Raw genomic sequence first — 26,591 nt, 5'->3', positions numbered from 1 at the left:
TCATTGTTCAGCGCCGGTCCCCTGTGAACAGCGCCCTGGGAAGATTAACGGTGTTCGACACGGGAATCGTCGAACTCCTCCCAGGTCACCAGGCGAGGGCCCCGAGGAGCGGGCCTGACCGGTTTAGGCCAGGGAGAGGAAGAGCTTCTCCAACTCGGCGGGGGAGGTGACGTCGTCGGCGTCCGGATCGGTGAGGCATTCCCGCAGCGCGGTCGAGATCACGAGGAATCCGGCCCGGTCGAGGGCCTTCGAGACGGCGGAGAGCTGCTGCACGACGTCGCGGCAGTGCGCGTCGTCCTCGACGGCCGTAATGACCGCCGCCAGCTGGCCCTGAGCTCGCTTGAGGCGGTTGACGACTTTGCGCTTGGCCTTGGGGTCGTGGACGAGCGGGTCGCCGGGGACGAGGGTGTCGGTCATGGGTGGTCCTTCCGTCGAGTTGACAACCACTATACCCCCCGGGGTATCGTATTCACATGAACTGATACTCCCCGGGGTATCGCCGAGCAAGGAGATCAGCGTATGTGCAGAGCAACGAAGTGCCACACCTGTGGAAAGACGACCTGGACCGGGTGCGGTCAGCACGTCGCATCCGTGCGGAAATCCGTGCCCGCATCCGACTGGTGCAATGGCAGCCATACCCGTGCCGAAGTCCAGGCCGCCCAGTCTCAGCGGGGTGGCTTCTTCGCCCGCCTGTTCGGACGGTGATCGGCGATGGCGACCGTTGAACTGACCACCGGGAACTTCGAACAGCTCACCCACGCCGAGGGCATCGCGCTGATCGACTTCTGGGCTGAGTGGTGTGGACCCTGCCGGGCCTTCGCCCCGGTATTCGATGCCGCATCCGACAGGCACCCCGACATCATCTTCGGGAAGGTCGACACCGAGGCCGAGACCGCTCTGGCCTCCGCCCACCGCATCACCTCGATTCCGACCCTGATGGTCTTCCGCGACGGCGTCCTGGTCTACCGGCAGCCGGGAGCTCTTGCCGAGCCGCAGCTCGAGCTGCTCATCGAGAAGGCCCGCGGACTGGACATGGACGATGTCCGCCGCCAGCTCGCCAACACCGCTACCCCCTGAAAGGACCTGGCACCATGTGCGCACGAATCACCTGCTCCTCCTGCGGCAAGCCCACCTGGGACGGCTGCGGCCAGCACATCGAACAAGCCCTCGCGGGCGTCCCCGAATCCCAGCGCTGCACTTGCACGCACTGACCCAGAAGAAAGCGACGGAGACCCTTATGCTCCTCGAACGCCTCTACGACGACGATCTCGCCCACGCCAGCTACATCATCGGCTGCCAGCGCACCGGTGAAGCGATCGTCGTCGACCCGCGCCGCGACATCCAGGTCTACCTCGACCTCGCCGCGAAGAACAGCATGACCATCACCGCGGTCACCGAGACCCACATCCACGCCGACTACCTCTCCGGCACCCGCGAGCTCGCAGCCCGTACCGGGGCGACGATGTGCGTCTCCGGCGAGGGCGGCCCGGACTGGCAGTACGGTGTCGGGTTCCAAGACGGCACCCGGATGATGCACGGTCACCGCATCACGGTCGGCAACATCACGGTCGAGGCGGTCCACACTCCCGGGCACACCCCCGAGCACCTGTCCTTCCTCGTCATCGACGGCGCCACGACCTCCGAGCCGGGCTATGTCCTCACCGGTGACTTCGTGTTCGTCGGGGACGTCGGACGCCCGGACCTGCTGGACGAGGCCGCAGGCGGCATCGACACCCGCTTCGACGGCGCACGGGATCTTTTCGCGAGCCTCCGCGACTACTTCCTCACCCTGCCCGACTACGTGCAGGTACTCCCCGCGCACGGGTCGGGGTCCGCCTGCGGCAAGGCGCTCGGCGCCGTCCCGAGCTCGACAGTCGGATACGAGCGGCGCTTCGCCTGGTGGGCTCCCTACCTCGAGGCCGGCGATGAGCAGGGATTCATCGACACGCTGCTGAACGATCAGCCCGACGCACACGCCTACTTCGCACGAATGAAGCGGCAGAACCGCGTCGGACCGGCCGTGCTGGGCGAACTTTCTCCGCTCCTCGAGCGCAGCGTCTTCGATCTTGACGCCGACATCGACGCCGACCGGGTCATCATGGTCGACACCCGCCACCACTCCCTCGTGCACGAGGGCACTGTTCAGGGCGCGCTGAACGTGCCCGGAGTCGCGAGAGCAGCCAGCTACGGTGCCTGGGTCTACGACCCCGACACCGAGACGCGGCCGCTCGTCCTCCTCATCGACTCGGGGGACGCCGCGGCCCGGTTCCGAGATCATCTGCTGCGGGTCGGCATCGATCAGGTCGACGGGTTCATCACCACCCTCGATGGCCTCCCCACGGTGCAGCCCAAGACGATCGCCCCCACCGACCTGGACCAGGTCGACGCGGCGCTCCTCCTCGACGTGCGAAACCGTACCGAGTACAACGCCGGGCACATCCCCGGCGCCGCGCAGCTCTCCGGTGGTCGGGCCCTCTGGCACACCGACGAACTGCCCGCCGGCAAGATCCTCACCTACTGCCAGAGCGGCGTCCGCAATAGCGTTGTCGCCAGCGCCCTGCGCCGGGCCGGGCACGACGTCATCGAGATCGAAGGCAGCTACAACGCCTGGCTCGCCGCGACGCCGTCTCGGCCGACGGCCGCCTGAGCGGCCGAGGAGCTCGAGTGGACACCTCCATCATCCTCGCGATGACTCTCGCGGCCCTTGTCGGTGTCGCACTCGGGCTCCTCGGCGGCGGGGGCTCCATCCTCACCTTCCCCATCTTCTCCCTCGTCCTGGGCATCGGAACGAGGGAGACGATCGTCTCCTCTCTCTTCGTCGTCGCCATCACCAGCGCCGTCTCCGCCGCCTTCCGTGTGCGCCGACACGAGGTGCGCTGGAAAGTCGCCGGCGTCTTCGCGGCGACCGGCTTGATCGGGGGAATCGGTGGCGGGATGGCTGGTCAGCTGCTACCAGAAACCGTGCTCACCGTTCTGTTCGCGGCGATCATGATCGTCACAGCGATCGCCATGATGCGGCCGCGACGAGAACGCGCGGGGCGCCCTCCGACGCGGCCGGTCGTCCGTGGGATCCGAACGACAGGTACGGGACTCGGCGTGGGAGTCCTCACAGGGGCACTGGGAGCAGGCGGTGGGTTCCTCATCGTCCCCGCCCTCACCTTCCTCGGCCAGCCCATCGCCGCTGCAGTGGGGACATCGCTACTAGTCATCGCCGTGAACTCGTCCGCCGGCTTCCTCACCCAGATCACGACCGTGGCCATCCACTGGCCCATCGTCCTCACCTTCACCGCGCTCGCCGTCGCCGGATCCTTCATCGGTCTGGCACTGTCGCATCGCCTCCCGGCTGCCGGCATCCGCACCGGGTTCGGGGTTCTGGTGCTGGCCGTGGGGCTGACCATGCTCGCCACCCTCATCATTCAGACGCTCTCCGCCTGACCACCACCAGAAAGAAGCCGATGCCTCACGCGACCGACACCGCGCCCCGCGCCGGGGAACACGTCGACGGATACGAGGTGCCCGTCCTCGACGAGCACGCCGTCCGCATCGCCGCCGGCATCCTCCTCGCCATAGGCATCACCGCTCTTACCATCACGCTCGCCTCCGACAGCATCAGGCCGCTGCAGATGTTCGGCATGTTCTTCCTCCTCGACATGACGACGCGCGTACTCATCAGCGACCGGCTGTCCCTCACTCTCGCCCTCGGCCGTGCTCTGACACGCCGCCGCCGTCGGCACTGGGTAGGCGCGCCGCAGAAGGTCTTCGCCTGGTGGCTCGCCCTCGGTCTCGCTGCTATCTCGTGCGTGACGATGCGCGCTGGAATGGTCCCGCTACCCGTGACTCTCGGGCTCTGCGGACCCTGCTTCACAGTCCTGCTCCTAGAAGCCACCCTCGGGTGGTGCGCGGGATGTGCCCTGCACCAACGCTTCAGTAGGCAGCCCACCCGCCACTGCGCCAACGGCGCCTGCGACCGCTGACACCCTCGCTCCCTCACAACGAAAGGACGCACATGCGCCGCCTCACCCTCACCACCCTCGCCGTCATCACCGCACTCACGCTCACCTCCTGCGCCAGCACACCCACACCACAGGCCGACCTCGACCCCGACGCGGTCATCATCGACGTGCGCACCCCCGCCGAGCACGCGACCGGCCACCTCGACGGCGCCCTCCTGCTCGACGTCACGGGCGGCGACCTCCAAGCTGCGCTGCCGGACCTCGACCCCGAAGCCACCTACCTCGTCTACTGCCGTTCAGGTAACCGGGCAGGAGTCGCCATCGACCTGATGAAGCAGGCCGGCTTCACCGACCTCCTCAACCTCGGCTCCCTGGAAGACGCCGCCGCCACGACAGGCCTCCCCGTCGTGCAGCCCTGAGACGTACGTGCTCGCCCCCACGAGCACGTACCTGCGTGCACAGCACGCCACCGCATCGCTCGAGCACTGCCTCGCGATGCACAGGCGGGGCGGGGTCCCCAGATACCCGCCCCGACTGTTCAAGCCTGCTCGCCTTAGCCCACCGAAAACGATCGTTTGCGGCCGGGGATCCTCGGTGCTGGTGGGAAGCGCGACACGCCGTGCCTCGCTCCGCCGTAACCCCCTGCCGAAACCGTAGGGCACCGAAACAGGTGATGTGTGGGTTTCGGCGCAGGCTCTGTCAGCAAGAAAGCACCCGTAATCGAGGTCTAGAGGTTCACTCGTCAAACCGTCGTCGCTCATGGGCCAGTCTGAAGATCTGACTCGTCTGCGTGACCTCAGCTGGCTGCATTGCCATCCCGAGGGCGGAGCGTCAGGTTCGTCACGCGTTGTGGCTTGCCCGCAGGATCAGCGCCGCACACCGCTGTCAATCTCCCGACACTTGCTTTAGCCCGGACTACGTCCGATCGAGCGGCGGGTAATCCGATGTAAAGCGGTTAGTCCGATCTAAAGACGTAACTCACAAGAACCTCTTGACACGGCATCCGCTTTGTCGTAACGTACAACCAAATGGTTGCACAACGAGAACTGAGCGAAGCGGAGACCGACCGTGTGTTCCACGCACTGGCGACGGCGACGAGGCGCGACATCCTGCGCCGCACGATCAATGAAGAGCAGTCGGTGTCGACCCTTGCGGGCGACTACGACATGTCTTTCGCCGCGGTGCAGAAGCACGTCGCGGTCCTCGAGGCCGCCGGCCTCATCATCAAACGCGCCGAGGGACGCGAGCGGCTCGTCCGCGCGAATCCTGAGATGATCGCGCGCGCTCGGGCGCTGCTGGCCCGATACGAAGAGCTGTGGCGGGCCCGCGTCTCCCGCCTCGACGACCTCCTGTCATCCGACGCACCGCGTCGAGAATCACCGAACAATCCACCGAAGAATTCACCGAAGAGAGGGAACTGAAATGCCTGTCACCGACATCAGCACGGATGCTGAGAACCGCACGATGACCGTCACCGCCGACTTCGCCGCTCCGATCGAGCGCCTCTGGCACGCGTTCACCGACCCTGCGCAGCTCGAGCGGTTCTGGGGCCCTCCCGGATGGCCGGCAACCTTCACCGAGTTCGACTTCACGGTCGGCGGCAAGGCGCTCTATTACATGACCAGCCCGCAGGGCGAGCGCTCGGGCGGCTCGTGGGAGTTCCTGAACATCCTCGAACCGCACGGCTTCGATGTCATCGACTCGTTCGCGGACGCCGACGGCAACCCGATCGAGGGCATGCCGGCGATGCGGATGACGTTCGGCTTCGAGTCGACGGACGCCGGCAGCCGCATGATCAACACCAGCCACTTCGATTCGGCCGAGGCTCTCGAGCAGGTCGTCGCGATGGGTGCCGTCGAAGGAACGCGCATGGCGATGGCACAGTTGGATGCCGTGCTGCAGGACCTCCGCGAGTACGCGCAGGGCAAGGGCACGCAGGTCGAGCTGCTCGACGACACGCACGTGCGAATCACCCGCCTCGTGAACGGTCCGCGCGAGCTGGTCTGGCGCGCGCACCACGATGCCGAACTTGTGAAGAAGTGGATGCTGGGACCGGACGGCTGGGAGATGACGGAGTCCGTCGTCGGCACAGAGGTCGGCCAGTCGTACCGCAACTCCTGGGCTCCGGTCGGGGACACCGAGGGAGAGCCGTTCGGCTTCGAGGGCGAGGTGCTGCTCATCGACGCTCCGCGCCGTGCCGTCACCACCGAGCGGATGCAGGGAATGCCGACCCAGACGCTCAACGACCTCAACCTCTATGAAGAGGACGGCGCCACCCTCGTCACGGTGCTCATCGAGTACCCCGACAAGGAGACGCGCGACATGATCCTCGCCACCGGCATGGCCGACGGCATGGAGGAGTCGTTCGCACGGCTCGAGCGCGAGGTGCTGGAGCCCACGCGTTCATAACTCCTCAGAAGTAGACCTGAACGGCCCGGATCCGATGCGTTCCGGGCCCTGCGGCTGTGGTCTCGAGGAGTTGTGCGCGGGTGGTCGCCGCACAACTCAGGACAAACTGCAGTTGAGGCCCATCCCGGCGCCGCGAAACCGCGGATCCGGCGAAAAGCTCCGGAGTTGTGCGGGCGGGCCGACCTCAGCGCCCCATCGCCCGCTGCGCGGCGAGGCGGATCGGCGCGTTCGCGCCGCCGTAGCCGTCGTACCCGCCGCGCCGCTCGACCACTTCGAAGAATACGTCGCCGATCGTGCGCGTGTAGAAGTGGATGAACTCGCCCTCCGCGTCGCGGTCGTAGAGCAGGTCGAGCTCGCGCAGCGACGCCAGCAGATCTTCGGGCAGGCCGAACCGCGCCGACAGATCGTCGTAGTAGTTCGCGGGGATGCGCAGGTGATCGATGCCGCGCTGCTTCGCCCGCCGCGCGACGGCGAACACGTCATCCGTCCGCACGGCGATGTGCCGAGCCGGGGGCGCCGCCGTCGGAGGTGCGAGGTTGATCGGCACGCGCACGATGCCGTCAGGGGTGCGCATCACCTGACTGCGGATCAGCCCCTGAGGGCCAGGCACATCCGCGGGTGGCTCCGCATGCAGCGACAGCGCGCTCGACATGAACAGCACGGCCTCGTCGAAGTCCTGCCACGCGTACGCGAGGTTGATGTGATCGACCTCGCCGACCAGACCGTCATCGGCGTCGGTGCCACCCTCGAACTCCTGCAGCCAGGATTCCTCGGCGGGCAGCGAGCTCCAGAAGACCTGCGTCCCGTCCGGCGCCGGGACGCCACGGAGGTTCTGCTCGCCTTCATACGTGCGACGGAATATGCTCTGCGAACCCAGTGCGATCGCGCGGTCGACGGCGGCCGCGGCATCCGGAACCTGCAGGCCGATCCCCGAAAGCCGTGGCTCGTCATGGCGCACCTGCTCGTTAAGGATCACGCGCGCGGAGCCCGCGCTCCACAGCCGCACCGGCTTGCTGCGGTGGCGTCCCTCGAAGGCGAACCCCAACTGGGCGAGCAGCTCATCGACCTCGGCGAGGTCTGCGCCGGCGACCTCGACGAAGTCGAGCGCCGTCGCCGGCTGCGCAGACCCGAGCCGCCCGTCGTCCCAGCCGTTCGCCGTGGCCGTCCGGTCGGCCAGCCACACCAGTGACCGCTGGGCGTGCGCCGCCGTGCGCACCGTATCGGTCTGGCGGAACGTGTCGTTGAACACCTCCAGCGACCAGGGGCCGGTGTACCCGGCGCGCACCACATGTGTCATGAAGTCCACCAGATCGAACGATCCCTCACCGGGGAACAGCCGGTGATGACGGCTCCACGACAGCACGTCCATGTCGAGCGCCGGCGCGTCGGCCAGCTGCAGGAAGAAGATCTTCTCGGCCGGGATCTCCTCGATGCCAGCTGGGTCGTGGCCGCGCGAGAGGATGTGGAAGCTGTCGAGGCAGATGCCGAGGTTCGGCCGATCCGCGCGCTGCACGATCGACCACGTGCGACGGTAATCGTCCACGAAGCGCCCCCAGGCGAGTGCCTCGTAGGCGAGGCGGATGCCGTGCACCGCGGCCCTGTCCGCAAGCTCACCCAACTGCCGTGCGGCCACCTCGTCGTCGTCGATCGTCGCGGTGCCGACGTTGCTGCACACCAGCATCAGATCGGTGCCGAGCCGGTTCATGATCTCGAACTTCGCCTCTGCGCGGCGCAGAGTGTCCTCGAACACGTCTTCCGTGACGCCTTCGGCATCGCGGAAGGGCTGGAACATGTCGATCCGCAGTCCGAGCCGCTCGCACAGGGCGCGGATCTCCTCGGGGGATTCCGGCGCGGCGATGAGATCGGCGTCCATGATCTCGACGCCGTCGAACCCTGCTTCAGCGCAGGCGTGGAGTTTGTCGAGCAGTCCTCCGGACAGGCAGACGGAAGCGATTGAGGTGTGCATGGCAGTGAACGTACCAGTTTGTACATTAATTTCCCAGAGGTGTTGCCGAATCAATGTACCAACCAGTACATTCGTCTTCAGTACCCGATCCACCGAGCACAAAGGCGTCTCGTGACCCCACAAGAGCAACCTCCCGCCACCGGCATCCTGCGCCGGCTGGCCCGCATCATCACCGTGATCGAGGTCACCATCGGCGCGGTCGCCGTGATGATGATCCTCGTCCTGGTCTTCTACCAGGCGCTGCAGCGCTACCTGCCGTTCGAGAGCCTCGCGTGGACCGGCGAACTCGCCCGCTTCGCGCTGCTCTGGGCGACCTTCGCCGCGATGGGCATCCTCGTCACGAGCAACGGGCACATCGCCCTCGAGCTCGCCGACTCGATCCGCAACCCGATGATCGTGCGCATCATCCAGGTGTTCGCGCTGCTGGTGGTCGCCGCTGCAGGCATCGGCCTGTCGCTCGAAGCCTGGGCGCTCATCTCCACGCAGGGGATCGTGAAGTCTCCCGTGCTGCGTCTGCCGATGTCATGGGTCTACATCCCGGTGTTGATCGGCACCGTGAGCACGACGATCCGCGCTCTGCTGTCCGCCGCAGACGTCGCGCTGCACGGCCCGAGAGCCGCCGACATCGAAGAAGACCAGGTCGAGGTGGCAGGACTGTGACTCTGATACTCCTCGCTCTTGCGATCGCCCTCCTGCTGGCACTGCGTGTGCCGGTGCCGTTCGCCTTCCTCGGACCGTCGCTGGTGTACATGGCCATGGAGGGTCAGTCCCTCGGCATGGCCCTGCGCACGGTGACCAACGCCGCCAGCAGCTTCCCGCTGCTCGCCGTGCCGCTGTTCATCTTCCTCGGTGCGCTCGCCAACCACGCCGGGATCGCCGACCGGCTGTTCCGATTCGCCCAGGCCGGGCTCGCGAACATCCGCGGCAACCTCGGCTACGTGACCATCGGCACCAGCGTCGGTTTCGCCTGGATGAGCGGGTCGGCCGTCGCCGATGCCGCAGCACTCGGCAAGGTGCAGATCCCCGCCATGATCCGCGCCGGCTACGGCCGCCGCTTCGCCACCGGGATCTCCGCGACCTCCGCGCTCATCGCGCCCGTCATGCCGCCGAGCATTCCCGCCGTGATCTATGCCGGACTCGCCGCTGTCTCCACCGGAGCGCTGTTCGCAGCATCCGTCATCCCCGCCCTGCTCATGGCCCTCGGCCTGTGCATCGTGGTGTGGGTGCTCGTGAAGCGCATGCCCAACGTGAAGAAGGGGCGATTCGATCGCGCGGAACTGGTGGCGTCGACCAAGGGCGTATTGCTGCCGCTCATCGCACCGATCATCATCCTCGGCGGAATCCTCGGTGGATTCTTCACTCCCACCGAAGCCGCAGCGGTCGGAGTCGTCTACATCATCCTCGTCGGGCTGCTGCAGCGCTCGCTGAGCATGAAGAGCTTCATCAAGGCGCTCACCGAGACCGTGACGACGACAGCGTCGATCATGATCATCGTCGCCTCGGCATCGCTGCTGGGCTACATCCTCGCCAAGGAGCGTCTGCCGCAGATGCTCACCGAGCTGGTGTTCGCGATCAGCGATAGCCCGACCGTCTTCCTGATCCTCGTCGCCGTGCTCATGCTGATCCTCGGGACCGTGATCGACGCGACCGCGATCCTCGTGCTGACCGTGCCGATCATCCTTCCGATCGGGAACACGATCGGCGTCGACCCGATCGTGCTCGGCGTGCTCATGATCCTCTCGCTCATGATCGGCCTCCTCACGCCACCGGTGGGAACCGTGCTGTTTGTGACGGCGGCGGTGTCGAAGACCCGCATCGGAGAGGTGTTCCGCGGTTCGCTGCCGTTCATCATCCCGCTGCTCGTGATCTGCGTGCTCATTATCGCGTTCCCGAGCGCCGTGATGTGGCTGCCGGGGGTGCTGGGACTGTGACGCTCGCCACTGCGCTCGTACGCCGGCCGGCCGTGCTGATCGGCCTGATCGGCGAGGGTGTCACGCCATCGCTCACGCCGCCGATGCACGAATTCGAGGGTGCCAGGCACGGGATGCACTACGTGTACCGCACGATCGATCTCGCCCCGGAAGAAGGCACGACCGCTTCGCTGCGCACCCTGCTCGCCTCCGCACGTCGGCTGGGATTCAACGGCTTGAACATCACACATCCCGTCAAGCAGGCGATCATCCCGCTGCTCGACGGGCTCAGTGACAGCGCGCGTGCCGTGGGCGCGGTGAACACGGTCGTGTTCACGGATGCCGGTGCCATCGGCCACAACACCGACGTCACAGGCTTCGCGGCCGCTCTGAAAGACGCCTTCGGCGACGAGCGACTGCGACGGGTCGTGCTGTTCGGCACGGGAGGCGCGGGCTCTGCCGTCGCCACGGCGCTGGCGCAGCATCCGATCGCGGAGCTCGTGCTCATCGACCAGGTGCGAGAGCGCGCCGACCTGCTCGCCGGTCAGGTGCGCGAGCTGACCACCGCGGAAGTGCGCGCGGCCGACATCGACGAGCTGCCAGGCCTCATCGCCGACACCGACCTGATCGTCAACGCGACACCGGTGGGCATGGCCGCGCACCCCGGCACCCCGTTCGAGAGCGCGATGCTGCCCGACGGCATCCGCGTCGCCGACATCGTCTACCGACCGGCGGACACCGCATTGCTGCAGGCGGCTCGCGCCCGCGGCATCCGCACCATGTCGGGACTCGGCATGGCGATGCACCAGGCCGCCGACGCCTTCGAGATCTTCACGGGGCAGCGCGCCGACCGCAGAGCGATGCTCGACGATCTCGACGATCTTGTCGCCGCGGAGGCGACCACGACGCCCCACCCGACATCACCAGACGCAACACCCGAAACAGCACCAGAAAGAGGAGAGAATCGATGAACGCACGACGCACGCGGCGAACGATGTGGATCGCCCTTGCCGCCGCACCAGCGATGATGCTGGTCGCCTGCTCCGGCGCCGGAGGCGACGCCACCACCGGCGACAGCGGAGACGCCGGGGCGACGCAGAAGCTCACGCTCGCCCACAGCTACAACGAAGACCAGCCGCAGCACCGCTGCGGTGCGCAGGTGATCGCCGACGAGGTCGCCGCCGCCGATGTCGGACTGGAGATCGAGATCTTCCCGTCCAGTCAGCTCGGAGGCGACGCCGATCGCATCGCTTCCGTCGCCTCGGGCGACATCGACATCGACATCCAGGGCGCGTCCGCGCTCGGTGCCGTCTACGAGCCGATCAGCGTGCTCGATGCGGCCTATGCGTTCGACGACGCCGATCACCTCGCAGCCTTCATGGCCAGCGATGCCTCAGACACGGTCACCGAGGCGTTCGAAGAGGAGTCCGGCGTGCACACCCTCGGTGCCTGGTCGGCCGGGGCCCGCCAGTTCACCGCGAACACCGCCATCCGCACGCCGGAGGATCTCGAGGGACTGCGCATGCGCTTCCCCGGATCCCCGCAGTTCCTCATGAACGCCAAGGCCCTCGGCGCGACCGCGACCGAGGTCGCATACGAGGAGCTCTACCTCGCCCTGCAGCAGGGCACGGTCGACGGTCAGGAGAACCCGATCACCAACATCGTGGCCTCGAACCTCAAAGAGGTGCAGGACTACGTCAGCCTGAGCTCGCACCAACTGAACACCAACCTCGTCATCATGGGCCCGATCTGGAACGAGCTCAGTGACGAGCAGCAGGAGACCCTGACCGCCGCGACGGAGGAGGCCGTCACCGAGGTCACCGCGTGTGTCATCGAAGAAGAGGAAGCGGTGCTCGAGGAGTGGCGCAGCGGCGGCGAGTGGGAGGTCATCGAGGACGTCGACCGCGACGCCTTCAGCGAGAAGGCGGAGGAGTACCTCTCCAGCACGTTCACGGGCGACTCGCTCGCGGTGTACGAGGCCATCCGCTCGACCTCGAAGTGAGCTGACTGCATGGCGCGTTCGGTTCCGACGTTCTCGGGTCCGGTCGACGGCGACGAGCTCGGGATCACCCTGATCCACGAGCACGTCTTCGTCACCGACCCTGAGCTCGACGTCAATATGCCTCATCCGGAATGGGATGAGCAGGCGTGCATCGAACGCGCCGTGCAGACCCTCTCTTCGCTGCACGAGCGCGGTGTTCGTACCGTGGTCGACCTCACAGTGATCGGCCTCGGCCGGGACGTGCGACGGGTCGCCGAGGTGGCGGCCCGGGTGCCGGTGCAGATCGTCGCGGCGACCGGATGCTACGCGGCATCCGTGCTGCCGCCGTACTTCCGGCTCAACGGGCCGGGGCTCGTCGTCGACGGCCCCGACCCGCTCGTCGACCTCTTCATCGGAGACATCGAGCGCGGGATCGCCGGCACACAGGTGCGCGCGGGGATGATCAAGATCGCCTCGGACGGCTCGGGGCTGACCCCCGATGTCGAGCGCGTGTTCACGGCGGCCGCCACGGCGCACCTGCGCACGGATGTGCCGATCACGACGCATTCGGATGCCGCGGCCCGCGGCGGCATCGCCCAGCAGGACGAACTCGAGCGGCTGGGCGTGCCGCTCGATCGCGTCGTGATCGGGCACAGCGGTGACTCGCTCGACCTGTCGTATCTCCGCGGGCTCGCGGACCGAGGTTCCTACCTGGGCTTCGATCGTTTCGGCATGGACCACGTCGGCCGTGATGCCGATCGCATCCGGATGCTGCTCGCCCTGCTCGACGCCGGCTACGTGGATCGCCTCGTGCTGTCGCATGACGCTGCTGTGTTCAGCCGGGTCACGCCGCCCTCGTGGCGAGCCGCTCACGTGCCGAACTGGCACATGGGCCACCTGTTCGACAGCGTGCTGCCGCAGCTGCGCGCAGCCGGCCTGGACGATGCCACTGCGCATCAGCTGATGGTGGTGAATCCGCGGCGAGTGCTGGCGGGTGGGGCATGATGTGTGGGTGGACAGAGTGAGCGAACCGGTCGTGCGAAAGCGCGATGCAGAGCGGACCCGCGCCGAGTTGCTCGAAGTCGCCACCGGGGCCTTCGCCGAATCCGGCTACGCCGGTACGCGCGTCGACGAGATCGCCGAGCGCACCAAGACGACGAAGCGGATGATCTATTACTACTTCGGCGGCAAGGAGCAGCTCTACCTCGCGGTGCTCGAGAACGCCTACCGAGGCATCCGCGAGAAGGAGCAGTCGATCCACGCGGGCGACCTCGCACCGGTGGAGGCGCTTCGGCAGATCGCCGAGCTCACCTACGACCACCACCGCAACCACTCCGACTTCATCCGTCTGGTGTCGATCGAGAACATCCACCACGGCGAGTTCATCAAGCGACTCGATGGCCTGCGCACAGTGAATCAGCCGGCGGTCGCCGTGCTCGAGACCGTGCTCGAGAGAGGTCGGGCTGAGGGGAGCGTGCGGGCAGACGTCGACGCGCTCGACGTGCACCTGCTGATCAGCTCGTACTGCTTCTTCCAGGTCGCCAACCAGCACACCTTCGGGTACCTCTTCGATCGCGACCTGCTCGCAGAGGATCGACGCGGGCACTTTCGATCGATGATCGGCGACGTCGTGGTCGCGTGGCTGACGGCTGAGATCTGATCCGATCCCTGAGCCTGTCGAAGGGTCAGATCAGGCGCCGCAGGGCGTCTTCCAGCGAGATGCCCTGTGCCTCGGCTCGGGAGCGGAGGCGCGACAGCTCGGCGGATGACAGCGTGACGTGCAACTCGACCGGAGCGACATCGGCCGCGTCGTCGAGACCATCGAGCAGATCGGATGCCTCGGCCCACAACGGCAGCGTCATCGGGGTGCCGGGCCCTTCGACGGGCTCAGGGACCGACGGGTGTGCGGTCGGGGTGCCGGGCCCTTCGACGGGCTCAGGGACCGACGGGTGTGCGGTCGGGGTGCCGGGCCCTTCGACGGGCTCAGGGACCGGCTGGTGTGCCCCTGCAGCCACGGCGGCGGACGCGGCGACGGCGGCTCCGGCATCCGTCGCCATCGTGAACCCGGGCCCGCGTCGCGGCTCCTGCTTCGCCTGATACGCCCTCGCCGCGCCGTTCGCGCGCTCGTCGGCGGCCTCGTTGAGGTCGTGGCCTGCGTGGCCCTTGACCCATTCGAACCTCACGTCGCGGCCGTGCATCGCGTCATCCAGCGACTCCATCAGCTCGCGGTTGAGCACAGGGGCGCCGTCGGCCTTGCGCCATCCGCGGCGCTTCCATCCCGGCATCCACTTGGTGATCGAGTCGATGACGTACTTGCTGTCGCACATGATCAGCAGCGGCTCGTCGGTGCCGGCCGTCGCCCGAAGCAGCTCGAGCACGGCCTGCAGCTCGCCCTGGTTGTTGGTGCCGTGCGGCGAACCGCCGGCCGCCCAGTTCGCGTCGTCGATGTACCAGGCCCAGCCATTCGGTCCTGGGTTGCCCAGGGCGGAGCCGTCTGCGGCGGCGATGATCGTCATCCTTCAACCGTAACGGCGATGACTACTGCCATTCGATCGCCACCACCGCACCGTGATTCACGACACGAAAACAGGTGCGAAGTGGTGATTGACCAGCTGGCACGCACCAGGGATCGTTGACCCATGACCACCCACATCGACACAGACTGCGTGATCGTCGGCGGTGGCCCCGCCGGGCTCATGATGGCGCTCCTGCTACTGCGCCAGGGTCTCGAGGTCACCGTCGCCGAGAAGCACGCCGACTTCCTCCGTGACTTCCGCGGCGACACCATCCACCCCTCCACCCAGGACCTGCTCGCAGAACTCGGCCTGCTCGACGAGTTCCTCGCCCGACCGCACGACGACATGCCCCGCGTGCGCCTGAGCTGGCAAGGCACCGAGCTCACCCTCGCCGACTTCACCCGACTGCCCACTCGCCGCAAGGTCATGACGTTCATGCCGCAGTGGGACTTCCTCGACCTGCTCGCAGACACAGCGGCGCAGCATCCGGGATTCCGCCTGCTCCGCTCGACGCGGATCGACGGGCTCATCCGTGAAAGCACCCGCATCACGGGCGTCACCGGATCCGGCCCAGACGGCGACGTCACCATCCGCGCACGCCTCGTCGTCGACGCATCCGGCCGCGACTCCGACATCCGCGCGGCCGCGGGTCTGACTCCGACCGGCAGCGCCGCCGCCATGGACGTGCTGTGGTTCCGGCTGACCAGGCGCGACGGCGAGGTCTACCCGTTCATCCAGGCGGGCGACGGCATGATCATCACGATAGACCGAGGCGACTTCTTCCAGATCGCGCACGTGATCCCCGCCGGCACCTGGACCGGATCCGACGGCGACGTGGTCAAGATGCGCGAACGCATCGCACGCATCTCGCCTCGCATGGCGGATGCTGTCGCCACCGTCACGGCCGACGACGTGCACCTGCTGCGGGTGCGGCTCGAGCGGCTGTGCCGCTGGTACGCCGAGGGGATGCTGTGCATCGGCGACTCCGCGCACGCGATGTCGCCGGCGGGAGGCGTCGGCATCAATCTCGCGATTCAGGATGCTGTCGCCGCTGCTCGCATCCTCGGCCCGGTGCTGCGCGCGCGCCCGCCACGGGCGAAGGACCTGCGCCGCGTGCAGCGCCGCCGCACCTGGCCGGTGCGGCTCACCCAGTTCGTGCAGCGACGGCTGCAGGGCCCGCTGATCGCGTCGCGTGCACCGGGTGCATCGTTGCCGTTCCCGCTGCGGATGCTGCGTGATCACCCGCGACTCACGTACCTCACCGGAAGGTTCGTCGGGCTGGGAGCGCGGCCGGAGTCGATCGACTGAGCATCGTTTCGACTCGCTCCGCTCGCTCAACGCGTTTCGTCTCGCTGGCGCTCGCTCAACGTCCCGCGGGGTGTGCTCGCTCAACGTCCCGCGGGGACGGTCAGTCCGCCGGCTCGGCGTCGGTCGGCTCGGCGCCCTCTTCCAGAACCGGAGCGACGGGGAAGACGATCGACGTGGTCTGCGCGCCCAATCCGATCTCGAGCGGATCGACGGTGGCCGCGCCGTCGAGCCTGTCGACGGCATCCTGATCCAGCGGTTCTCCCGGCAGCGATGCCCAGGGGCCCGGATCGTCGGGTTTCTGCGTGAAAAGTCCCATGTGGTCCTCAGAAGTCGGCGATGATGAGCTTCTTCATCTGCATCATCTTCTCGTACGCACCAGGGCGTTGCATGAGTTCGCCCATGTTCTCCGGAACGATCTGCCAGCTGAGGCCGTACTTGTCGGCGAGCCAGCCGCAGACCTCCGCCTCGGGCGCGGTGGTCAGCGCGTCCCAGTAGCGGTCCAGCTCCGTCTGATCGACGACGCGCACCTCGAGCGAGACCCCGCAGTCGAATGTGACGTCCTGCTCGACGGCCGAATCCATCATCGAGAACCACTGCCCGGCAAGCAGGAACTCGCCGAACATCACGCTGCCGGCATCCGCCGGACCGGTCTGCGTCGGGTACTCGGCGATGAAGCCGACCTCGCCGTCCGGGAACAATGAGGTGTAGAACTCCGCCGCCTCGCGCGCCTTGTTCTGCACCGGGCCGCAGAACATCAGCTGCGGGATCAGGAACGGTCGCGGCTCTCCCTCGGGGTTCGCCAGCAGCAGTTGCCAGTTCACGCCATAGCGATCCTCGACCCAGCCGTAGCGCGGGCTGAACGGGTACTCGCCGAGTTCCATCCGCACGGCACCGCCGTCGGACAGCTTCGCCCAGGTCTCATCGAGGCTGGCGCGCGCGGCATTGCGGTCGCCGTCGAAGCGCAGCGGATCGAAGTTCAGCATGAACGACACCGACGCGTTCGGGCGGAACTCGTCTCCGGCATTGATCAACGTGAGCAGGTATTCGTCGATGACGAGGTCGACCGTCAGGGTCTTGCCGCTGAAGTCCGCCTGCCAGTCGGGCACGTCATCGGGGTACCGTGCGCCGATGATCGCCGTGGCACCGGGGAACACGTCGGTGTAGAACGCGCCGGCTTCGTCGGCGTTCTGGTTGAACCAGAGGTTCGGGATGATCTTCTGCGACATGACAGCTCCTTTGCTGCGGACGGTTCACCTGTCTGATGCGGCGCGCCCTCATCGAATCCAGCACCCTCATCGAATCCAGCACCCTCATCGAATAAAGAGTGCGCCGCAGGTGCCGCGGAAGCAAGGGGGTTCTCACTGCCCGACGACCTTGTCTAGGGTGGGACGATGCCTTCTTTCTTCGGCGTTACTGCGTCCGTCAGTTCGAACCTGGACTGGGCCGCGTGGGTGGAGACGATCGTCGCCCTGCTCATCGCTGTCGCGATCGTGGCGGTGGTCGTCATCGGAGTACGGTTCGTGGCGGCGCGCGCCCGCGGGCGCTCGGCCTGGATCGGCGAACTCGAACGCCGCATCCGCACGCCGGGGATGATCCTGGCGTTCCTGATCGCGGTGTGGATCACGTGCGCCGTCACCGCTCCGTCTGCGCTGTCGTGGTGGCCGGTACTGCAGCGCGTCCTGCTGATCGCCGTCGTGCTCGTCGGCGCATGGCTGCTGTCGACGGTCGTCACATTCGGCATGGAACGACTCATGCAGTACGACAGCAGGCGCGACGCGACCAGCCCTGAGGCGCGACGGCGCCAGACCCAGTTGACTGTGCTGAACCGTCTCGTGGTCGTCCTGATCTCGATCATCGCGATCGGAGCGGTGCTGTTCTCGTTCCCCGAAGTCAGGGCTGTGGGCACCAGCATCCTCGCCTCTGCCGGCGTCGTCAGCATCATCGCCGGCCTCGCGGCGCAGTCGACGCTCGGCAACCTCATCGCCGGTGTGCAGATCGCCTTCACCGACGCGATCCGTGTCGGAGACGTCGTCGTGATCGAGGGGGAGTGGGGGCGCATCGGCGAGATCAACCTGTCGTACGTGGTCGTCTACATCTGGGACGAGCGGCGACTCATCCTGCCCTGCACGTACTTCACGTCGAAGCCGGTTGAGAGCTGGACGCGCAGATCCGACAAGATCCTCGGCACCGTCTACATGGACCTCGACTGGCGGGTGCCTGTGGATGCTGTGCGCGAGAAGTTCATGGAGATCATCGAGGCCTCAGACGCCTGGGACCGGCGCTCGGCGAACGTGCTCGTGACCGGATCCGAAGGCGGCCATGTCACGCTGCGCTTCAAGATCTCGGCCGCGAACTCTGACGACCAGTGGGATCTGCGCTGCCTCGTGCGGGAGAAGATCATGACGTGGCTGCAGCAGGAGCATCCGGAGTCTCTGCCCGTCACCCGAGTGATGCTGGAGCCGCGCCCCGCACCTTGAGCGGCCGTGTCAGTCTGCCGCAGCGGCGCGCACGGCATCGACGAGCTGGCGCCATGGTCCGTCGAGCGCCGACTCCGGCAGATCGCGTTCGCGTCGCATCTCGGGGGTGCGGGCCCGGATGCTCCAGACATACCGGTCCGCACCGGGCGGCGTGGGGGCCGGGGCCTCCCACGGACAGCGATCGATCAATTCGATCCAGCGCGACTCCTCGTCGCGTGGCGGTTCTACATGCCAGCGCCGACGGATGCCGGCGACACCACCTGTGCGGATCACGACGATGCGGAAGCCGGGCTCCGCGTCCGGATCACTCGGAGGGGCTGCGTCACTCGGAGGGGCTGCGTCGCGCATCATCCAAGACTCCCACGGTGGTCCATGCTGCGCGAGTGGCTGTTGCGACTTCGTCGTCGACGGCGGCGGCGATCGTGGCATCGGCGAAATCCCGGAAGCTCGCCGTGCTCGCCAGCGTGCCGGTCAGGGCGTTGTACCAGGTGAGGCCGGCACGCTCCCATGCGTTGCCGCCGAGAGCCGTCGCAGTGAGCGCGAACGCGCGGTTCGGGATGCCGGAGTTGATGTGCACGCCGCCGTTGTCCTCCGTCGTCTGCACGAAGTCGCTCATGTGCGCCGACTGCGGATCCTTGCCGAGCTCGTCGTCGTCGTATGCGGTGCCGGGTTCGAGCATCGACCGCAGAGCTTTGCCTTGAACCTCGTCGGTGAAGATGCCTGCGCCGATCAGCCAGGTCGCCTGGTCTGCGGTCTGTCCTTCGCCGTACTGCTCGGTGAGAGCGCCGAACACGTCGGCGATCGACTCGTTCAGCGCGCCGGGCTGGCCCTGGTACTCGAGGTTCGCCGTGTGCTGGATGACGCCGTGCGCGAGTTCGTGGCCGATGACGGTGATCGAACCGGTGAAGCCGCGGAACACCTCGCCGTCACCGTCGCCGAAGACCATGCGCTCGCCGTCCCAGAAGGCGTTGTCGTAGTCGGTGCCGTAGTGCACGGACGCATCCAGTGGAGCTCCGTTGCCGTCGAGGGAGTTGCGCCGGAACGCGCTGAGCAGCATCTCGAAGGTCGCCCCGAGTCCGTCGAACGCCTGGTTCACGCTGACGTCGTCGACGGCCGGATCATCTTCGGCGCGCACGATGACACCCGGCAGCGTCTCGGTGTTCTGCGCGTCGCTGATCGTGCGGTTCGGCGCATCCGACAGTTCGGCGACGAGATCGCCCTGTTCGTCGATGGACAGGTCGATGCGGGCGCGGAAAGTCGGACGCCCGGCGAGCAGGGTCTGGCGCGCAGCATCCGCCGCCCGGGGAAAGCGCCCAGACTCGGCAAGGCGGGCGAGAAGGTATGACGGGATGATGCCGTATGCGCTGTCGTTCATACCGGCGACGATACGCCGGGGTTGAGACACTGTCACGAGGCCCGGGTTCTAGTTCGAGGTGCAACGTGGTGTGGCTTGGCTTGAGCATAGTTCGTTGAAGATCTCGGCGGGGGTTGCCCAGCCGAGGACTCGGCGGGGTCGGTTGTTGATCTCGGTGACGATCTCGTCGAGGTCTGTTTGGGTGAGGTCTTCGAAGCTGGTGCCTTTCGGGAGGTATTTGCGGATGCGGCCGTTGAAGTGCTCGTTCGTGCCCCGCTGCCATGCCGAGTACGGGTCGGCGAAGTAGGTCGGGATGGCGAGGGCGTCGGCGAGTTGGTAGTGGAACGCGAACTCGGACCCATTGTCCGCCGTCACGGAGCGGACGGCGTGGGCGGGTAGCGGCGAGTACACGCTCAGCTGTGCGTCGATGGTGGGCGCGGCGGCGATGGCGGGGATCTTCACGGCCTGCAGGTACCGGGCGCGGCGTTCCACGGTGGTGTGCAGCCCACCGGTGCCGCGCAGACCGAGGACGCTGTCGGATTCCCAGTGCCCGAACTCGATACGGTCCTCGACCAGGGCGGGGCGCTCGTGGATCGAGGTGCGCCACTTGATCCGCTCGGAATGCACCCGCCGGCCCTGTCGGCGGCGGCGCTTGCGCTGCCCGCGAGGCAGGTACTGCCAGAGCTGTCGGTGCTTCTGCTCGGGGGCGTAGATCCATGCGTAGAGCGTCGAGCCTGATGCTCCTATTGTTTGTCAAGCCGCGAGTTGGAGCTCGGGTGTGGCCGTGAGCCAGGCACGATAGTGCCGGAGGAATCGGACGTCGCGGATGGTGCCGCGTTCGAGTTGAGAGATCTTCATGATGCTGCAGCCGAGGGCGTCGGCAACGTTCGCGAGTGTGAGCCCGAGTGCCTGACGGGCCGGTCGCAGATCGTCGCTGTGTTCGATCACCGGTGGGTTGGTGATGAGGTGGAACACCTGTCGGGCGATGGCGCGTTTGAGACAGCGCAGGATGTCCTTCTTACTCTTGCCTGCTGCGGTGAGCCTGGCCGCGTAGGCGCGCGTGTCAGGATCGGTGCCCAGCCGGACTTTCGCGATCTGGTGCAGCGCGGAGTTGGCGTGCCGGTCGCCGCCGCGATTGAGGCGGTGCCGACTAGTCTTGCCCGATGATGCCGGGATCGGCGCGGCGCCGCAGAGCATCGCGAAGGCGGCTTCCGAGCCGATCCGGTCGGGGTTGTCTCCGGCGGTGATCAGTAGTTGCGCAGCCGTGGTGGCAGCGATGCCGTGGACCTGGAGGATGCCAGGGTTGACCTGCGAGACGAGGTCGTGGAGATCGGTGTCGTGACTGTCGATCTCGGCGTCCAGTTGCCGGCACCGGGTCGCGAGCCGTTTGAGCGCGACGCGGGTGCGTGCGGCGACTTCGTCGTCACCGACGCGGGGGCGTGAGTTCGCCAGCATGCTGATCAGCCGCCCGGTGGCCAGGTGTCGGTATTCGGCGCGGACAGGCTCCGGAGCGGTCACCAGTAACGACTTGATCTGAGTGATCACCTCAGAGTGGGCCTTAATCGCGCTGCGACGGGCGGCGAAAGTCACCCGGATCGCTTCGACGGTCCCGGCGCTGGTCTTCGCGGTTACGGTGTCCACGTCGGCCAGCGCAATCTGCGCGGCCGCGTAGGCGTCGATCTGATCAGACTTGCCGCGCATCCGCCGCAGCTGCCGAGCCGGACGCAGCACCTCCACGACCGGCACGCCGACCTCGCGAAGGTGACGCGAGAGGCCAGCGCCGTAGGCGTTGGTGCCCTCGACCCCCGCGCGCAGCAGCGGCCCGTGGCAGGTGATGAACTCGGTCAACGCCCGGTAGCCTGACTCGGTGGCGGGGAACTCGGCAGCCCCCACTTGCTGACCTGTGACGGTGATCACCGCCGCGAAGTGGGTGTCCTTGTGCGTGTCCACCCCCGCGACGACGTGCGATCCAGCATGCATCGTGTACTTCCCTTCGAATGTGTTTCACAATGGGAAGTGTCGGCCGGGCAGGGCAGACAAGACGTTGATGAGACCGGTCCGAGGTCACGCTCCTATGAGGTCATGCCCGGCCGACCGACACTTCAACTGGCGCGCGGCAGACAGATCACGCTAAAGGCAGACCCCAGGGAGCCGCCAGTCAAATGGTGGGTCATGCCCCGCGCCAGCTGTTCCCAGTATCAACGTCAAATGGTCTGTGTAAGGGGGTGAGGTTCACCCCCCTGAAGGAGAAACACTGTGACTATGGATGCGATCAGCCCGGAGCGCGAGGAGCGTCGTCGGAGGCAGAAGGAGCTTGCTGATCAGTTGAAGGCGTCGGGAGCGATGGATGAGATCTTCGCGAAGATCGACGCGGGCGAGCCCTTGACGGGCGAGCACGGGATGCTGGGCGGGATGTTGAAGGCGGCGCTGGAGCGGGGGCTGGATGCGGAGCTGACGGAGCATGTCGGCTACGACCGCGGCGATGCCGAGGCGTCGCTGTATCCGAACTCCCGCAATGGGTCGACGCCGAAGACGGTGTCGACCGAGATCGGTGATATCGAGCTTGCGGTCCCGCGCGACCGGAACGGGTCGTTCACGCCGATGCTGGTCCCGAAGGGGCAGCGGCGGCTGGACGGGCTGGATGGGATGATCATCTCGCTTTACGCGGGCGGGATGACGATCCGCGACATTCAGCACCATCTCGCGAACACGATCGGCACCGAGCTCAGCCATGAGACGATCTCGAAGATCACCGACCAGGTCGCCGACGAGGTCCTCGCCTGGCAGACGAGGCCGCTCGAGTCGCTGTATCCGGTGATCTATCTGGACGCGATCATCGTGAAGATCCGCGATGGCGGGCATGTCCGCAACAAGGCCGCTCATATCGCTGTCGGGGTCGACATGGACGGGATCAAGCACGTCCTGGGGATCTGGGTGCAGGCCACCGAGGGTGCGAAGTTCTGGGCGTCGGTGTGCGCCGAACTCGCCAACCGCGGCGTCCGCGACGTGCTGATCGTCTGCTGCGACGGGCTGACCGGGTTCCCCGAGGCGATCGCGGCGACGTGGCCGGAAGCGACCGTGCAGACCTGCGTCGTGCATCTCATCCGGGCTGCGATGCGGTTCGTGAACTACAAGGACCGCAAGGCCGTCGCCGCCGCGCTGAAACCGATCTACCAGGCTGCGAACGAGGACACCGCCCTCGAGGCGCTCGAGGAGTTCAGCGCGTCCGAGCTCGGGAAGCGATACCCGTCGGCGGTGAAATCGTTCCAGGACGCCTGGGACAAGTTCACCCCGTTCCTCGCGTTCCCGCCCGAGCTGCGGCGGGTGATCTACACGACGAACGCGATTGAATCGCTGAACTACCAGCTGCGGAAGATCACCAAGAACCGTGGCCATTTCCCCAACGACGCTGCTGCGGTCAAGCTGCTCTGGCTCGCGATCTGCGACATCGAGGACAAACGAGCCCGCGAACGAGAGAAGGAACGCGGCCTGCCCGCGAGCAAGCGCAAAGCCAGCGGCCGACTCATCGAGGGCAACGTCACGACGAACTGGAAACAAGCCCTTGAGCAACTCGCCCTGGCTTACCCCGAGCGAATCAACCCCTACCTCTGACCACCAATTCCGAACCGCTTACACAGAAAACTTGACAAGCCCTCTCATCGACAACCGCGATCTATGTGGGCGTTTCCAATGAGTATCGGAATCGTCTACTCACCCAGGCCATCCACACGCGGTACGGCCTCGACCTTCAGGAGGAACCGCGATGAAGGAAATGGACTACGTCTGGCACCTGCGCGCCAAGATGGCCGAGCAGGGCATGTTTGCTACGACGGATCTGCAGCCACGCCTCGCTGAGCGCGGTGTCTCGCTCTCCCGGGAGCAGACCTACCGACTCGTCACCGGACATCCTCAACGGCTGAGCATGTCGATACTCATCGCACTGTGCGACATCCTGGGATGCACGCCCAATGACCTCATCGAGCCTCGCATCGTGGAGGCCTCGAACCAGAAGGTGGCGGGGGAGACCCTGTCGCCGAAGAGTCGGGTGACGGCGCGGCGCACGACGATCAACCGCCCCGGAACTACGCCGTGAAAGCACTCCCGGAGCATCCATGCTCCGAATGCGGCACGACCGCACCGCGCTCGAAAAGGCTCCCTGAGGGAGGTGGGCTATGCCGCCCGTGCTACAACGCCAGCAGGCGCGAGGAATGCTCCAACTGCCACCGATCACGAACACCCAGCGCCCGAACAAGCGACGGCGCCGCTCTGTGCGGTCACTGCGCCCGACCCAAGCGAGACTGCGCAGGCTGCGGTCGCGTCGACCACGTCACCGCGGTCGTCGACGGCGACGACTACTGCAAACGCTGCCACAAGGCGCCCGTCCGGGCGTGCGGGCACTGCGGACAAGAACGCCCAATCGCCGCACGCAGCCAAAACGGCAGTACCGATCTCTGCAAGTCCTGCTATCAGACCACCGATGCTGAGTGCGTTGTTTGCCATCTCGCGCGGCCCGTTCACACGACGACGTGGCCGATCGGCCCTGTCTGCACCGGCTGCTACCGGCGCGTGCTCCGCACCCCGAACACATGCCCCACCTGCGACCAGGTCAAAGCCCTCATCGGGTTTTCCGAGACGGGGGAGCGGATCTGCGGGCCATGCGCCGGAGCAACACGAGACTACGTGTGTGCTACCTGCGGTGCGGCCGGCGATCAACACTTCGAGCGGACGTGCATACGCTGCTCCGTCACCCTGAGCGTCCGACAGCTACTCTCCTCGGCAACAGGCACCATCCCCGTCCCGCTCACAGAACTCCCGCCGCGCTTGCACAGCGGGGCCGGCCCGACTCGACCATGCGGTGGCTGCTCAAGCCCATCCCGAAAGCCCTCCTGCAGACCATCGGCGCGGAGACCTCGATCACCCATGCCAGCCTCGATGCTTGCCCACCGGGGCAGGCCAGACATCACCTCAGGTCGCTCCTGATCGACGCGGGCATCTTGCCCCTCCGAGACGAACACACCGAGCGACTCGGAACATGGGTAGACGAACTAATCGCGACCCTCCCGCCGTCAAACGTGTCCTGATCGGTAAACGGCGAGGTTGCAGAGAGAACGACCGGCGGGCGCTGTTCCGCTCCCACTACTGCTTCGACCGGTTCTGCTACATCCCCGGCACCCTACGTGTCAGGGTTGAGTGAGTCCACCGGTTTATAGCAAGTCCGCCTCGTGGGGCGAGTTGAAGGATCACCAATCTGATGAGTTTGAGTTCCCCGGTCGCGGTCGTCGCGGCCGATGATGGAGTCGTGAGCGCACCCTCGATCCCGGACGGGCCGACGCGTCGGCGTTCGTTCTCGCCGGGCCAGAAGTTGCAGTACCTGTCCGAGTACGAGGTCGCGTGCGAGACGGGTGAGGGCGCGGGATACCTGCGCCGACATGGCCTGTACTCGTCGCTGATCTCGGAGTGGCGCAAGCAGCGCGACGCGGGTCTGCTGGAGGGCAAGAACCCCGGCGAAGCGGTCGGTCGTCCCAGCGCCGCGCAGGCCGAGAACGCCCGGTTGAAGGCGCAACTGCGGAAGGCCGAGGTGGAGTTGTCGATGACGCGGACGGCGTTGGAGATCATGGGAAAAGCGCACGCGCTCTTGGGGCAGATCTCCAAGAGCGCGGACACCGACCCGCGGCGCGGGAAGCGCTCATGAACACCTACGTCGAACTGGCCGCCGCGGACGTGCCGACCCGGCAGGCGGCAGCCCTGACCGGCGTGGCGCGTGCGACCGCGACCCGCGCCGCCTCCCGCGCACGCCGACCGGACCCCGAGCCGCCGTCGGCTCGTCCTGCCCCAGCGAACAAGCTCTCGAGCGTCGAGCGGTCGCTGGTGCTGTCCACGCTCAACAGTGACGAGTTCGTCGACAAGCCGCCGTTGCAGATCTATCCCATCCTGCTCGAGCGCGGCGAATACGTGGGCTCGGTCTCGACCATGTATCGGGTGCTGCGCGAGCACACGCAGGTACGGGAGCGGCGCCGGCTCGCGACCCATCCGCCGCGGAAGGTGCCGGAGCTGATCGCGACCGCCGTCGGGCAGGTCTATACCTGGGACATCACGAAACTCGCCGGCCCTGTCAAAGGCACGTACTACGACGCGTACGTGATGATCGACATCTTCTCCCGCTACATCGTCGGCGCCATCGTGCACGCCTGCGAGGACGGCCTACTCGCCAAGGAGATGATGACCGACGCGTTCGGGATCCACGGCACCCCCGAGGTCGTGCACTCCGACGGCGGCCCCTCGATGACGTCGAAGACCGTCCGCACCCTGCTCGCCGATCTCGGCGTGACCGCGTCCCGCTCCCGACCGCACGTGTCCAATGACAACCCCTACTCCGAAGCGCTGTTCAAGACGATGAAGTACCTGCCCGTCTTCCCCGACCGGTTCGTCTCCCTCGCCCACGCACGGCAGTTCCTGGACGAATTCGTGCACGCCTACAACCACCACCACCGGCACACCGGCATCGGCATGCACACGCCCGCCGACGTGCACTACGGGCACGCCGACGCCATCGACCGCGACCGAGACGCCACACTCGAGGCCGCCCGCCGCGCCCACCCCGAACGGTTCACGACGCGACAGACGCGACCGAAGATCCTCGACCGAGACCCGGCCGCGTGGATCAACCAGCCACCAACCGACGAGATCCAACTCGCCGCCTAACACCCACCGGCCTCA

The 26,591-nt window shown here is 66.7% G+C and carries 26 protein-coding genes and 1 pseudogene; 18 read left to right on the top strand and 9 right to left on the bottom strand.

From position 1 onward, the window contains the following. Positions 1 to 123 precede the first annotated feature (123 nt). Positions 124 to 417: a metal-sensitive transcriptional regulator gene (locus tag JF52_RS0105845; RefSeq protein ID WP_033105407.1), complete on the bottom strand. Its 294-nt coding sequence runs from the start codon at positions 415 to 417 to the stop codon at positions 124 to 126. A gap of 294 nt (positions 418 to 711) precedes the next feature. Here JF52_RS0105845 and JF52_RS0105840 point away from each other — a divergent pair, with 294 nt between their 5' ends. The 7 genes from JF52_RS0105840 to JF52_RS0105805 all read left to right on the top strand — a co-directional run bounded on the left by JF52_RS0105840 (position 712) and on the right by JF52_RS0105805 (position 6,362). Continuing rightward, positions 712 to 1,077, top strand: a complete 366-nt coding sequence (locus JF52_RS0105840; protein WP_033105406.1) for a thioredoxin family protein — start codon at positions 712 to 714, stop codon at positions 1,075 to 1,077. A 160-nt stretch (positions 1,078 to 1,237) separates the two neighbouring features. Continuing rightward, entirely contained in the window at positions 1,238 to 2,647 is a 1,410-nt protein-coding gene (locus JF52_RS0105830) for an MBL fold metallo-hydrolase (RefSeq protein ID WP_033105404.1), read from the top strand. Between the two features lie 17 nt (positions 2,648 to 2,664). Beyond that, positions 2,665 to 3,435 (top strand): sulfite exporter TauE/SafE family protein, encoded by a 771-nt coding sequence (locus tag JF52_RS0105825; protein WP_033105403.1) that lies wholly within the window; start codon positions 2,665 to 2,667, stop codon positions 3,433 to 3,435. A gap of 20 nt (positions 3,436 to 3,455) precedes the next feature. Next, entirely contained in the window at positions 3,456 to 3,974 is a 519-nt protein-coding gene (locus JF52_RS0105820; protein WP_033105402.1) for a DUF4395 domain-containing protein, read from the top strand. A gap of 32 nt (positions 3,975 to 4,006) precedes the next feature. Next, the gene (locus JF52_RS0105815; protein ID WP_033105401.1) at positions 4,007 to 4,372 is read left to right on the top strand and encodes a rhodanese-like domain-containing protein; all 366 of its coding nucleotides are present in this window, start codon (positions 4,007 to 4,009) and stop codon (positions 4,370 to 4,372) included. 609 nt (positions 4,373 to 4,981) lie between these two features. Beyond that, complete coding sequence (locus tag JF52_RS0105810; protein WP_033105400.1) at positions 4,982 to 5,374, top strand: ArsR/SmtB family transcription factor; 393 nt, start codon at positions 4,982 to 4,984, stop codon at positions 5,372 to 5,374. 1 nt (position 5,375) lies between these two features. Further along, positions 5,376 to 6,362 (top strand): SRPBCC family protein, encoded by a 987-nt coding sequence (locus JF52_RS0105805; RefSeq protein WP_033105399.1) that lies wholly within the window; start codon positions 5,376 to 5,378, stop codon positions 6,360 to 6,362. A gap of 184 nt (positions 6,363 to 6,546) precedes the next feature. On the opposite strand, the gene JF52_RS0105800 is transcribed toward JF52_RS0105805, so the two are convergent. Then, positions 6,547 to 8,328, bottom strand: coding sequence for a sugar phosphate isomerase/epimerase and 4-hydroxyphenylpyruvate domain-containing protein (locus JF52_RS0105800; RefSeq protein ID WP_033105398.1), 1,782 nt, complete (start codon positions 8,326 to 8,328; stop codon positions 6,547 to 6,549). A gap of 111 nt (positions 8,329 to 8,439) precedes the next feature. On the opposite strand from JF52_RS0105800, the gene JF52_RS0105795 reads away from it, so the two are divergent. Genes JF52_RS0105795 through JF52_RS0105770 form a run of 6 tightly spaced genes read left to right on the top strand, consistent with a single transcriptional unit; the run spans position 8,440 to position 13,879 of the window. Then, entirely contained in the window at positions 8,440 to 8,988 is a 549-nt protein-coding gene (locus tag JF52_RS0105795; protein ID WP_052166786.1) for a TRAP transporter small permease, read from the top strand. Further along, a complete protein-coding gene (locus JF52_RS0105790) occupies positions 8,985 to 10,259 on the top strand; it encodes a TRAP transporter large permease (RefSeq protein WP_033105397.1) in 1,275 nt (424 codons plus the stop codon). The genes JF52_RS0105795 and JF52_RS0105790 overlap by 4 nt, the downstream gene beginning before the upstream one ends. Beyond that, positions 10,256 to 11,209 carry a shikimate dehydrogenase gene (locus tag JF52_RS0105785; RefSeq protein WP_084595611.1) on the top strand — a complete coding sequence of 318 codons (954 nt, stop codon included), beginning with the start codon at positions 10,256 to 10,258 and terminating at the stop codon, positions 11,207 to 11,209. The genes JF52_RS0105790 and JF52_RS0105785 overlap by 4 nt, the downstream gene beginning before the upstream one ends. Then, positions 11,206 to 12,240: a DctP family TRAP transporter solute-binding subunit gene (locus JF52_RS0105780; protein ID WP_033105396.1), complete on the top strand. Its 1,035-nt coding sequence runs from the start codon at positions 11,206 to 11,208 to the stop codon at positions 12,238 to 12,240. The genes JF52_RS0105785 and JF52_RS0105780 overlap by 4 nt, the downstream gene beginning before the upstream one ends. Positions 12,241 to 12,249: 9 nt before the next feature. Next, positions 12,250 to 13,224 carry a phosphotriesterase family protein gene (locus JF52_RS0105775; RefSeq protein ID WP_033105395.1) on the top strand — a complete coding sequence of 325 codons (975 nt, stop codon included), beginning with the start codon at positions 12,250 to 12,252 and terminating at the stop codon, positions 13,222 to 13,224. A 7-nt stretch (positions 13,225 to 13,231) separates the two neighbouring features. Next, positions 13,232 to 13,879, top strand: a complete 648-nt coding sequence (locus tag JF52_RS0105770) for a TetR/AcrR family transcriptional regulator (protein ID WP_200880952.1) — start codon at positions 13,232 to 13,234, stop codon at positions 13,877 to 13,879. A gap of 25 nt (positions 13,880 to 13,904) precedes the next feature. Here the strand turns inward: JF52_RS0105770 and JF52_RS0105765 are convergent, their stop codons facing one another. Then, positions 13,905 to 14,735, bottom strand: a complete 831-nt coding sequence (locus JF52_RS0105765; RefSeq protein ID WP_033105394.1) for a ribonuclease H family protein — start codon at positions 14,733 to 14,735, stop codon at positions 13,905 to 13,907. 123 nt (positions 14,736 to 14,858) lie between these two features. Between JF52_RS0105765 and JF52_RS0105760 the strand changes: the two genes are divergently transcribed. After that, the gene (locus JF52_RS0105760; RefSeq protein WP_033105393.1) at positions 14,859 to 16,043 is read left to right on the top strand and encodes an FAD-dependent oxidoreductase; all 1,185 of its coding nucleotides are present in this window, start codon (positions 14,859 to 14,861) and stop codon (positions 16,041 to 16,043) included. Between the two features lie 100 nt (positions 16,044 to 16,143). Here the strand turns inward: JF52_RS0105760 and JF52_RS0105755 are convergent, their stop codons facing one another. Both JF52_RS0105755 and JF52_RS0105750 read right to left on the bottom strand, forming a co-directional pair. After that, a complete protein-coding gene (locus tag JF52_RS0105755; protein ID WP_033105392.1) occupies positions 16,144 to 16,359 on the bottom strand; it encodes a hypothetical protein in 216 nt (71 codons plus the stop codon). A gap of 7 nt (positions 16,360 to 16,366) precedes the next feature. Beyond that, the gene (locus JF52_RS0105750; RefSeq protein WP_033105391.1) at positions 16,367 to 17,269 is read right to left on the bottom strand and encodes a VOC family protein; all 903 of its coding nucleotides are present in this window, start codon (positions 17,267 to 17,269) and stop codon (positions 16,367 to 16,369) included. Between the two features lie 165 nt (positions 17,270 to 17,434). Between JF52_RS0105750 and JF52_RS0105745 the strand changes: the two genes are divergently transcribed. Continuing rightward, a complete protein-coding gene (locus tag JF52_RS0105745; protein WP_084595610.1) occupies positions 17,435 to 18,520 on the top strand; it encodes a mechanosensitive ion channel family protein in 1,086 nt (361 codons plus the stop codon). A 9-nt stretch (positions 18,521 to 18,529) separates the two neighbouring features. Here JF52_RS0105745 and JF52_RS0105740 read toward each other — a convergent pair whose 3' ends face one another. From JF52_RS0105740 to JF52_RS0105725, 4 genes and pseudogenes are all read right to left on the bottom strand, one after another. Continuing rightward, positions 18,530 to 18,868: a protealysin inhibitor emfourin gene (locus tag JF52_RS0105740; RefSeq protein WP_052166784.1), complete on the bottom strand. Its 339-nt coding sequence runs from the start codon at positions 18,866 to 18,868 to the stop codon at positions 18,530 to 18,532. Further along, complete coding sequence (locus JF52_RS0105735) at positions 18,843 to 19,895, bottom strand: M4 family metallopeptidase (RefSeq protein WP_033105390.1); 1,053 nt, start codon at positions 19,893 to 19,895, stop codon at positions 18,843 to 18,845. The genes JF52_RS0105740 and JF52_RS0105735 overlap by 26 nt, the downstream gene beginning before the upstream one ends. 48 nt (positions 19,896 to 19,943) lie before the next feature. Beyond that, a pseudogene (locus tag JF52_RS0105730) lies at positions 19,944 to 20,612 on the bottom strand (IS30 family transposase); the annotation flags it as partial. 15 nt (positions 20,613 to 20,627) lie between these two features. Beyond that, entirely contained in the window at positions 20,628 to 21,854 is a 1,227-nt protein-coding gene (locus tag JF52_RS0105725; protein ID WP_033105389.1) for an IS110 family RNA-guided transposase, read from the bottom strand. A 282-nt stretch (positions 21,855 to 22,136) separates the two neighbouring features. Between JF52_RS0105725 and JF52_RS0105720 the strand changes: the two genes are divergently transcribed. The 3 genes from JF52_RS0105720 to JF52_RS0105700 all read left to right on the top strand — a co-directional run bounded on the left by JF52_RS0105720 (position 22,137) and on the right by JF52_RS0105700 (position 26,576). After that, positions 22,137 to 23,486: an IS256 family transposase gene (locus JF52_RS0105720; protein ID WP_033105388.1), complete on the top strand. Its 1,350-nt coding sequence runs from the start codon at positions 22,137 to 22,139 to the stop codon at positions 23,484 to 23,486. Between the two features lie 151 nt (positions 23,487 to 23,637). Continuing rightward, a complete protein-coding gene (locus JF52_RS0105715; protein WP_033105387.1) occupies positions 23,638 to 23,967 on the top strand; it encodes a helix-turn-helix domain-containing protein in 330 nt (109 codons plus the stop codon). Between the two features lie 1,158 nt (positions 23,968 to 25,125). Further along, positions 25,126 to 26,576, top strand: a protein-coding gene (locus JF52_RS0105700; protein ID WP_235272326.1) for an IS3 family transposase whose coding sequence is annotated in 2 segments (ribosomal slippage) — positions 25,126 to 25,501 and positions 25,501 to 26,576 — 1,452 coding nt in all. Because the reading frame shifts where the segments join, the coding sequence is not laid out codon by codon here. The last annotated feature ends 15 nt before the right edge of the window (positions 26,577 to 26,591 follow it).

This window comes from Microbacterium profundi (assembly GCF_000763375.1).
Lineage (GTDB): Bacteria > Actinomycetota > Actinomycetes > Actinomycetales > Microbacteriaceae > Microbacterium > Microbacterium profundi.
This window is presented reverse-complemented; position numbering and strand designations above follow the sequence as displayed.